This window comes from Xanthomonas cissicola (assembly GCF_008801575.1).
Taxonomy (GTDB): Bacteria; Pseudomonadota; Gammaproteobacteria; order Xanthomonadales; family Xanthomonadaceae; genus Xanthomonas; species Xanthomonas cissicola.
The window spans coordinates 1-9973 of record NZ_VZPL01000099.1 but is presented as its reverse complement, the minus strand read 5'-3'; the positions used below and the strand labels follow the sequence as shown (position 1 = coordinate 9973).

Here is a 9973-nt window from a genome sequence, read left to right as displayed (position 1 = left end):
GCTGCGCTGGATCGCCTTTTTGCGTGCCTGGTTGCAGGTGGTGCGGGAGCGTTCCTCAACGTGCTCAAGCACTATGCGGCTCGCAAACATGGCAATGGAGGTTTGACAGGGGTTTTTCAGGGACGACTATTTAATTTCACTGAGCGTGGGTTTGGAATGCCGTTCTTGACATCTTTGCGATGGAGAATCTGCACTGTTTCCTGTGACTTAATCGCGCGGATCCTCTCCTGCTCGTCAGCAAGCACTTCTTCACGCAATTCACCGACATTGGCCCAGTTGTTAGGAGCCCGCCAAGTGGCCGGATAGCCGCCGACAATGGCGTGAGACTCTTCGCGAACGTCTAGTACTATGACTGGGCTATCCCTAGACGGATTTAACCTAGTAATTTGGCTTATGGACGCGATACTTCCGCTGCCTGATATGTGCAAGTCTTTCCAGCCGGTCGGATTACAGGATTCTGGTAGATCAAAGTCATCCGAGGAGCGGAAATTATCGGATGATGATCTTGGGCTTCTGTCGTACTGCAGCACAGGAATCTCTGTTGGGCGCTGCGGGAGAGGCAATGGATTACTAAATTTTTTGATCAGTGACAAATCACGTGCGGTCTTCGACCGAGGGGCCAAACCTTCAAGGCCGCAGGGGGGGGACGATTGGTTACTAGGTTCTACGACAGCTTCCTGTTCAATGTCTGCAACGAAGTCTTCATCATTACTCCTTTTGGCACTGACTGATGATCCACTTGACCCAGAGATAGGATTAGGCATATGCATTCATTACACATGAACGATGAATTCGTAGGATTTCACAGCGCGAATCGATCTTTTTGTTGTTAATGGAATTTATGTTTCATTTAGCGACCCTCAAGATAGCGGTTTGGACTTGGCGGGTTTGCCCTGGCGCTGGAGCTTGACCAACGCCTTCAACGCAGCCAGGCGGCCGCGCAGGCTGGCCTTGGGCGATTCAGAGGGTCGGCAGGGATTCGTGTAAAAACCTTCTCTGACAGCGAGTTAGCTCACTTATGGCTGTTTTTTTACACGAATCCCTGCCGACCCTCACATACGTGTAAAAATAGCTCACAAGATTGGATTTCATCCATTGCATCAGTGAGTTAGCGGATATTTCGGCGGTTCCGGCTTACAACCCCATGCCGACCCTCGGTTAGCCCCCACGGCCCTTTGCCAAGGTCTGCGCCACGTAGTCATTCAGATGATTGCCCGCTCGCAGCAACGGAAAGGCGCTATCAAAATCGTCAGCCCACCGCGGCGATCAATGCCGCGTAGTGCGGAGGATCCTTCGTCTGCAAAGCATCAAGCACCTTGCCCACCATTCCGCGGGACATGACGGAGAAGTCCGAATATTCAAGCAGTCGGAGCGTCGACTGACTATGCGACCCTTCGTCAGCAAACCGGGCAAGGGCATCGCGCACGCTTTCATCGTCAATCAAGATTGACAGCTTCTGTTGGAAACCTTGGGCGGCAGGCACCCGAAAGCCCAGGTACATCTCCAAAAAGCGCCTGACCAGATTGGGGCAATGGGTGTACGCATCGACGTCCTGGCTGGTGCTGCGCTGAATCTGGATGAGGCAATGGAAGACATAGTGGTAGTCGGATCGGAACTTCACCAGATGCGACGGCAACGCGATCAATTCACTGCGCGTTCCGTTGCGATGCATGAGGTAACCCTTGTGCCGCTTCTTGAAATCGCCTCGCTCCGTCCACTCTTGCTTGATGGTATTGAAGAACTCGGAGTTGTGCGTGGATATGAAGAGCTGCTTGCAATCGCTTAGCTGCCGTAACAGGAGATACGCGACATCATAGATGTGGTTGGCATCCAAACTGCAAATAGGGTCATCAATGAACACGATCGTGTCCGAAAGCGAATTGCTGTGCTGCTTGAGGCTGACCAGGAAGTAGGCGAGAGAAACGGCGGTCTTCTCCCCATCGCTCAAGTTGGTCGCCGGGGCGGTTGCACGCATGAAGCGCAGTTGTCCGTCTTCGGCCTGCTCAACGGATACGCGGTTACCCAAGATGCGCCTGAGCAGTGCGTTGATTTCTACCGCGGCCACGGAGGTCTTCTGCAACTCAGTCCGGGCTGCTTCCAATGCAGCCCTCACACGATTCCCGACGCGCTCAACGCGCTGCAGGTGATCTTTTGCTGATGCCAGCATGGCTTCCCCTTCGACGGCTTCATCGTCCAGCACGTACCTCGCAGCGAAATGGCGCTTCACGCGATCCGCGGCGGCTTGGCGCAGAACGGCAGCCTGTCTGCATGCCTCGTTGTGCTCCTGGACCAAGGCATTCAGTTGGGTTGCAATGGCAGCGATGGGGCCCAGTCGGTCTGAAGCGGGCAGCGGCTCGATCGAGCTGTCCATGCTGGCCAGCTTTTGCTGCAGCTGGTCGCGCCATACGCGCCTGATCTGAAGCTCGGATTCGTTCCATTGCTCCAATTCGGCGAGCACCGCCTTCACCCGGTCACGCACTCCGGGCATCCATTCCTTCTCGTGCGGTACGGAAGGTCGCGGCTCCGCCTGATCGAGGCGCAGGATCGCGGCCGAGATCGCGGCATGCTGCTGCTGGTACTCGTCGGAAAAGTGTTTGGTGTAGTCATTTAGCGCCTCACCTGCATCATGACCGCAGAAGGCGCATTGCGTCCCGTGCTCATGAAAGCGAAGACCGGCGCGGACCCAATCACTGAGTGCACGATTCTCGATCAGGCGTTGCAGCGCTTGCTGCTTTGGTGTCGCGCGCAACAGTACCGCGATGTCGGCGGCTTCGGGCAGGCGGCCAGGCGGCTGCCACAACGGGCTGGGCACCGGCGTGTACTCGTCGCGGTCGCGCGCCGTACTGACTGCATCTTCGAGCGCTCCCGCATTCAACAAATGATCGCGTTCGTTGCCGACAATGTGGCCCGCGAGCGATCGCAGGTCGGGGGCGCGAAAAGCGCGTATGCCCAGCGCGGTGCCGCACGCAGTCGCCAAATCAGTGGCTTGGCGGTCGCGTGCCTTGGCGGCGTCTTCCTTCTGCCGCTGAGCGGCGCGGTACAGCTCCGCGACCTTGGCGTGGCGCCGGCCGAGCTGCGTGATCCGGCTGACCAAGCGGATGTTGGCGCTACCGATGATGAAAAGAGCCGGCGCGGACGTATGGTCGCTCAGGTTGTCGTCTACAAAGTCGCGGTTGAACACGCGAACGTGCAGAACGCCTCGATCGGCCTCTTTCCTCGTATCCAGCGAGCCGCCGTCGACGGTAAAACGGGCGTAGGCACCACTTGGTAAACGCGATGATCTGTTCGGCTCCAACAGTGCAATAACCCGGGAGAGGGTCGTCTTGCCGGAGGCATTCCACCCGTATATCAGGTTCCACTCGCCGAACTCCGGCGCCTGCGACGTTCTGCCGCTATAGCCGTCCAACACGCCTGCATGGCCAGTTGCTTCGATGCTTTTGAGCATGGCTCCCCCTGTCATCCTTTCCCCGTGCAGAACCGCATTGGCTGCTACAAAGGAATCATACTGCGCGAGGGACTGGAGAGGGCGCCAATGGCGGGCTAAGCCGGGATAACCACTCCGGCATGTACGTTCCCACGGGACGAGAAATGGCCGGGAAGCGCCAGAGTGGTTGTATCCGGTGTTGATTGACTGGATGTGGGAAAGCCCGAGCGAACTCATTCCCAGCAGCTCCCAGATCGCTGAGATCAGGGCGGTGTTGCTAGCCCGACCGGATGCTGCTGACTCGGCGGTAGCGCAGATCGTCGTCGAGTGCGACGAATACCTTGCCAGGGGAAGCTGAGCGCCCGATGCCCGGCAGCCGGCTCGGTGGGATCACATGACATGACATGACATCAGGCGATATTGCGAGTGGCAGCCGGCGTTTTTATCCGTCAACCCCATGATTTAAAAGGCGAAGTCAGACTCTGTGAGTCATTTTTACACGTATGTCGGCTGAATCCCATCATGGATTAGCAGGGCGGGCTGGAATCGCTGTTAGCGATAGAACCCGCCGCCGAAAGTCGGCGTATTCGTCGCCGGCCCTGAGAGAAAGCGCGGTCAGCGAATAGAAACGGTCGGTCGATGGCGATTCGCTACGGGCCTTTACCATATCCAGCCGCCCGACATTGACCACAGTCCAGCACTCAGTAAAGCCGCGCTGTCGTGCCTTTTGGTGGCTTTTTTCGGCCTCACCGATGCGGTTGTGGATGTTGGAAACGTCCGTGCCGCTCTTGACTTCGATGGCAACCACGTTGCGGTAATGCTGGTTCTCCATTTCCTCCCGAATGATGATGTCCGGGTCCGGTGCAAACTCGATCAGAACAGGGCGGCCCGTAGCGCTGTTCACTTCGATGGCGCTTTCCCGTACTTCGGCGGCCGCATGGGCGACAATCTCCCGGATGATCTCGAACACCAACACGATGCCATCGGCGCCGCGCTGGTTGTTGGCTCCGCCGCGTAGCTGCGGGCCAACGGTTAGCAGGGTCAAGTCATCCAGCAATTCCCGGCTGACACGCAGCGGGCCGACTCCGGCCAGCAACGCTGATGCCGTGGCGCAAAAAGCCACACACAAATCGTGCAGGTCGGCCACTGCCGCCTTACCGGCTTTGCCTTTTTCCTCCATCGACTTGAAGCAGCCAACGCCGAAACCCTTGTCACGCCCGTAAAACTCTTTCTGACTGTAGCCCATCAGCAGCCGGTAATAGCCCAGCAGGTGGGGATTCGCCTCCAGTACGGCCGGCACGGCAAACAGCAGTTCGGCCCGTAGGCCGTACTGCGCGAGGGTCGCCAAGTCTGCCGGGGGAACGTACTTGCTAAGCTGCCGATCAAGCTCGGCAATGTCCATGTCGCGCACCGTTTCCAGCAAGGCGCTTTGCAGGTAAACAGCGCGGAATCGTTTGAGAGCAAAGGCGAAGTCGATTTGCAACTTAGGCGGCGGGAAATTGATCTTATTGGGGGTCGTCATGCGGCGGCGATCCTTATCACGTTGCTGTTCTGCCCTTGCAGGCGATCAGCCGCCAAGGTCACATATTCGGGGTTGAGTTCAATTCCCACGTACTGCCGGTTTTCGTCCTGGCATACGAGGCCCACGGTTCCAGAACCAAAGAACGGATCGAGCACGTAATCCCCGGGTTCGGTCGATGCGTGGATGCAAGGCCGGATCAATTCGGGTGGGAAGGTAGCGAAGTGGGCACCGGCAAAGGGCTTGGTGTTTACATTCCAAACTGAGCGGCGATTGCGTAGGCCGCCACCGTCTGCTGGCTCTCGAGCTGCCTGCCAGTCGTAAAAATATTTTTCCGACTTGGTGAACATGAAAAGGAACTCATGCGAGCGGGCAGGGCGATCTTTTACGCTCTCCGGCATCGCATTTGGCTTGTTCCAAACAATGTCACTGCGCAGATACCAGCCGTCATCCTGCAAGGCGAAGGCCAACCGCCAGGGAATACCCATCAAGTCTTTTGGTTTCAAGCCCACTGGAGTGTCAGGGCGAACGTCCATCGCACGGGCGGGGTTCTTCTTGTCAGGTGCGCGATAGCCGCGATTGCCGCTCGTGTAGCCGTCACCGATATTCAGCCAAAGGGTGCCGTCATCGGTCAGAACGCGCTTAACTTCGGCAAAGATGGCCACCAATCGGTGCAGAAATTGGGGCATGGTGACTTCAAGGCCGATCTGCTCTTCGATCCCGTAGTCACGCAGCCCCCAATAGGGCGGCGAAGTGACTACACAGCGCACAGACCCGGATGGCAGGCGCCGCAGTACTGTCAGGGCATCCCCTTCAAAAAGCGTTGAGCCGCGCAAGATGAGCGGCTCAGGGCGCAGAATTCGCTCCACGCCAGACGGCGGGGCTGTGTTTGCTTTTGGCATGTTGTTTGTTCTCTCAATCGTGGCGCGGCTGCACCACGCCGCAATGCTTGAAAATCGTTGAGCCAATCTTACTTCCACCGCCCAGCGAGCCTGCAATGGTCACTGATCCGGGGTGTAGGGGCAGGCCCCTACGGATAACGCCTCACAGGCGTCGGCGTTGCCCCAATTCAATCTGGGCCACTGGCGAGTTCCCGGCGGACCCTGAGCCATCCCTACCTGATGACCCTGCCTAGTCGTCAATTCTCGTGGCCTTGCGCGCAGTGAGCGGCCCACACACGCTTGACGGTGGTGACGCTCGCGCCTGCCAGGCGCGCAGTGTTGGCGATGGTCTCCCCACGAACGCGCAAAGCGACGATACGAGCATGTACGGTCGGATCGGCCGGGCGGCCACGGTACTTGTCTCTGGCCTTCGCCAGCTCAATACCCTGACGCTGACGCTCGCGGCGGTCTTCATAGTCGTCGCGTGCGATCTGCAGGGCGATTCGCAGCAACATGTCCTGCATAGATTCAAGCACGACCTTTGCAACACCTTTCGCCTCGACCGCCACTTCGGAGAAATCGACAACACCGGGAACGGCGATGCGCGCACCCTTCGCGCGGATAGACGCTACGAGGCGCTCGGCTTCGACCAGTGGCAAGCGGCTGATCCGATCGATCTTTTCAGCAATGACCACTTCGCCCGATTGCAGATCCTCGATCATGCGCAGCAACTCAGGGCGATCGGCGCGCGCACCAGAAGCCTTCTCACGATAGACGCCGGCGACGTAGAAGCCGGCGGCCTTGGCCTCTTGGACAATCGCGGCTTGTCGCGTGAGGTCCTGGCCATCAGTGCTGACGCGCTGGTAGATCCGAGCAACCTTGAAGGGTTCTGCAGGAGCACGTGCCATCAAATGCTACTCGTCAGATCGGCTGGGGTAGGAATCACGTCGGACACGGTGGCCTCCTGCGTGGCCTTTTTGGGTATACCTAAACGTACCATCAAATTTACGGGTGGCCCAAAAAAATTTTATGGACTTAAACGGACCACCTGAAATGGGCCAGCCTAAATGGACCATTCACGGCGCGATCAAAAGCGGGCGGGTTTGCAGAGGAGGGGAGGGCGGCTCCCTGTCGTCGGCGGGAGCGTTGTCCTCGGCCCTGAAGCCCCGCGTCTGCGGGTGAGGCGTTCTCCGTAGGTGGTTCCCCCCTACACCCCGGATCGGGCACCTGGTCGTTTGCAGCGCCGGCGGCGACGGCCTGCACGTGGGCAGTGCCGGCGCAATTTATGCTTCAGACAAAGGCTTGAGCGGTGCGGCCAGCGCTTGGCACACCTGGGAAAGCGGTGCTGCCAGGGGCAGGGCAGGGGGCGCGAAAACGCGGACGCGATCGCCGTCGATGACCAGCGAAAAAGGAATCGACTCGCCTAGTAGCGGTGAGGCAATCGGGATCTTCGGTGGATCCATGAAAAGTGCGGTGCGCAGCAGCGCGCCGTGCTTGTCGCGGTAATCGGCCAGGCCGCGGATCCTAGAGCCGATGCACGCGGCGAACGGACAATCCGGCGCTTGCGCCTCCAACGCGAAGCGGGCCAGGCCTGCGGCGTGCAGCTGCACGCCGTAGCGCCCAGTGGCGCATTCGGATAGCGCGGGATGCTCGATGAAGGTTGCCACCAGGTAGGCGACCGTCTCGACGGTCGCCACGTCTGCCGTCTGGCCGGCGCTGCCGGCGTTGTTGTGGGCGACCAGACCGGCGATGGCCAGTAGGATCCCGCCTGCGGGAATCAGCACGCAGGCGGCCTTCAAGGGATCAGCGCGAACCGGGCGCGCTCGATCTTCTCTGCCGGCATGCCGGCGTCCGTCAGGACGCGCACGGCCACGTCGCTGGCCAGCTGGTAGGCGGCACGCTCTGCCTGTTGTTTCTGGCCGCCCTCACTGGCCAGCAGCGCCAGGCGCATGATCCTGCTTCGGCTGCTCCTGGATCCGCTCTTAGATTTCCTCGCGGTGCACGGGCTCGCTATGCGGGCCGTGATCCCGGTCGCCGATGTAGAGGCTTCCCCATCGCAGCGCGTCAGAATCAGCATGATTTCGCTCCTTGAAGGGCCTCCGCCGCCGGGGCAGGGTGGCGGAAGCCTGGTGGTAATGGGCCAACACTCAATTCCCCGGCGTTCATGCGCCGGGGTCTTTTTATGCAGCTTTGCGTTGTGCCGCCCGCAGCTGGCGGACCTTCTCAAAGCTGTAGGCGTTCAACGTTCTTGCGCCTTTCAACGCAGCCTCGCCGCAATGCCACAAGGCGACGGAGCCGAGAAACGCGACCACGGTGAGGCGGATCATCGGCCAGTTAGTCGGGGACGAAAGCCAGTAACAGGCCACCGCGCCGACGATGCCGACGCCGCCCAGCAGGATTAGCAGGATCCGCGCTGGCCAGAGCAGCGGCGAGAGGATCGCCGCCACGGCTGCTGCGGCGGCGCCGACCAGCCACCAGGCCCAGCAGCCCTTCTCGCCCGCGCCCTGGCGCGGCTTGGCGGGACCAGGGCGGCGGGGACGGGGGCGCTGGAAGGGAATGACCTTGCCCATTTCACTTGATCTTCAAATCGTCCAGGCTGTGGCCTTCGCCAGCCAGGTATTCGGAAACCCAGTTGGGTTTCCGGCCCTTGCCGGTCCAGGTGAATTTCGACTTGCTGGGGTGCCGGTACATCGCCCGCGACCGCGCCGGCCCACGTGCCGGCAGCTGAAACAGGACGGTCAAGTCGGCGACCGAGAAGCCGGCTGCTTCCAGGACTGCAATCACCTGGCCCTTGACCGCTTGCCGCTCCCGCTCCTTAGCATTGGCCTTTTGCTTGTCAATTTCCTGCTGTAACAGCGTGAGTTGCGACACGGACAAGGCCGTGAGGTCGAGATTCGCGGGCAGTACGTCGGGCTGGTCTTTTGCCATTGAAGGCTCCTTGGCGGGCAGGCCTGAACCGTCAGACCTAAATCATTTATTTAAAAATGATTCGTCATTCATTGAAGATTGTCAACCGACCTCAAGGTCAGGGACAAGGCTGTGGAACTGCGGCCGTTTTACGCCCCGATTCGGGCCTCGATCAATCGTCCAGCTCGTGGAGTAGGCCGTTCTCGTAGATGTACGGCAACAGGTCATTGCCATCGCGCAAACCCAGCTTGTTGAGGCCGTTGTATTTGTGCGTGGTCACTGTGCTGTAGCTGCGGCCCGTGGATTCCACGATGTCGTGCGCCTTGGACCCACGGCAGAAGGCGACGAGAACCGCGCGTTCGCTGTCGGTCAATGTGGACCAAGCGTGCTTGCTCACGCTGTCCAGGTCGATATGGCTGTCGGTGTAGGTCTGGCCCTTGGCCACGCCATCCAGCGCGTCGATGAGTTCGGCGGTCGGGCTGGTCTTGGCGACATAACCGGCCGCCCCAGCTTGCATCACCGCACGCGCGAGAAACGCGCTTTCCTCGGCCGTGTAGACCAGGACCTTGAGCGCGGGATTGGTTGCCAGGATGGCGCGCACCAATGAGACTCGCTTGAGGCTGCCCGGCATTACCAGGTCTAGCACGACGATTCGTGGCGTAGATGCCTGTTCAGAACAAGCCGCCAGAAGCGCGGCGCTGGTATTGGCTGTGCTGAAGCGCGAGGCTGCCACGCCCAGCTGGTCGGCGAGCATAAGACTGACGGCGAGTGTCACCGAATGGTGATCATCGGCGATGATGTAGGAAAAGCCGGCAACGCCTGGGCGTTGGGTGCCTATTTGCATGGCGGCTGTGGCCGCCGTTCCGCCGACCACTGCTAAGTGGCTGGCGGCGGGCGGCGGGGCAGTCATGGGCTTATTCATTATGGCAGGCTGGTGATTGGTATGGGTTATATCCCACCCGTATCCGCCATGAAATTGGGAAAACTACGAGGCCCCTCTACCTAAAAACTAGGGCCTGTTAACACTAATGGCCCGAGCGATTAAACTATTGGGCATGGAGATCACGCCAGCACAATTTTCTCTGATCGAACACTGCCTGCCGGCGCAGCGCGGCAATGTCAGCATGACCAACCTGCAAGTGGTCAACGCCATCCTTTACGTTGCCGAGCATGGCTGCAAATGGCGCGGCCTACCCAAGCGCTTTGGCAACTGGCATACGGTCTACACACGCATGAACCGTT

General features: G+C 59.6%; 11 protein-coding genes. 1 reads left to right on the top strand and 10 read right to left on the bottom strand.

From position 1 onward, the window contains the following. Positions 1–116: 116 nt before the first annotated feature. The 10 genes from F7R02_RS22740 to F7R02_RS22695 all read right to left on the bottom strand — a co-directional run bounded on the left by F7R02_RS22740 (position 117) and on the right by F7R02_RS22695 (position 9641). Positions 117–764 (bottom strand): protein-tyrosine phosphatase family protein, encoded by a 648-nt coding sequence (locus F7R02_RS22740; RefSeq protein WP_208789134.1) that lies wholly within the window; start codon positions 762–764, stop codon positions 117–119. 485 nt (positions 765–1249) lie between these two features. Next, entirely contained in the window at positions 1250–3445 is a 2196-nt protein-coding gene (locus F7R02_RS22735) for an AAA family ATPase (RefSeq protein WP_033837723.1), read from the bottom strand. Positions 3446–3944: 499 nt separating this feature from the next. Continuing rightward, on the bottom strand, positions 3945–4946 hold the full coding sequence (locus F7R02_RS22730; protein ID WP_033836501.1) for an XcyI family restriction endonuclease: 1002 nt from the start codon (positions 4944–4946) through the stop codon (positions 3945–3947). After that, complete coding sequence (locus F7R02_RS22725; RefSeq protein WP_033836500.1) at positions 4943–5812, bottom strand: DNA-methyltransferase; 870 nt, start codon at positions 5810–5812, stop codon at positions 4943–4945. The genes F7R02_RS22730 and F7R02_RS22725 overlap by 4 nt, the downstream gene beginning before the upstream one ends. 269 nt (positions 5813–6081) lie before the next feature. Further along, on the bottom strand, positions 6082–6732 hold the full coding sequence (locus F7R02_RS22720) for a recombinase family protein (protein ID WP_078589889.1): 651 nt from the start codon (positions 6730–6732) through the stop codon (positions 6082–6084). A gap of 375 nt (positions 6733–7107) precedes the next feature. Further along, on the bottom strand, positions 7108–7521 hold the full coding sequence (locus F7R02_RS22715; RefSeq protein ID WP_235900978.1) for a hypothetical protein: 414 nt from the start codon (positions 7519–7521) through the stop codon (positions 7108–7110). Between the two features lie 98 nt (positions 7522–7619). Beyond that, positions 7620–7775, bottom strand: coding sequence for a hypothetical protein (locus tag F7R02_RS26525; RefSeq protein ID WP_003491194.1), 156 nt, complete (start codon positions 7773–7775; stop codon positions 7620–7622). 229 nt (positions 7776–8004) lie between these two features. Beyond that, entirely contained in the window at positions 8005–8394 is a 390-nt protein-coding gene (locus tag F7R02_RS22705) for a hypothetical protein (protein ID WP_003491196.1), read from the bottom strand. 1 nt (position 8395) lies between these two features. Then, positions 8396–8752, bottom strand: a complete 357-nt coding sequence (locus F7R02_RS22700) for an H-NS histone family protein (RefSeq protein WP_017116405.1) — start codon at positions 8750–8752, stop codon at positions 8396–8398. A 151-nt stretch (positions 8753–8903) separates the two neighbouring features. Then, positions 8904–9641, bottom strand: a complete 738-nt coding sequence (locus F7R02_RS22695) for a response regulator (RefSeq protein ID WP_235857315.1) — start codon at positions 9639–9641, stop codon at positions 8904–8906. Between the two features lie 145 nt (positions 9642–9786). Here F7R02_RS22695 and F7R02_RS22690 point away from each other — a divergent pair. Next, positions 9787–9973, top strand: a 187-nt coding sequence (locus tag F7R02_RS22690; RefSeq protein ID WP_151210039.1) for a transposase, incomplete at its 3' end; no start/stop codon positions are given.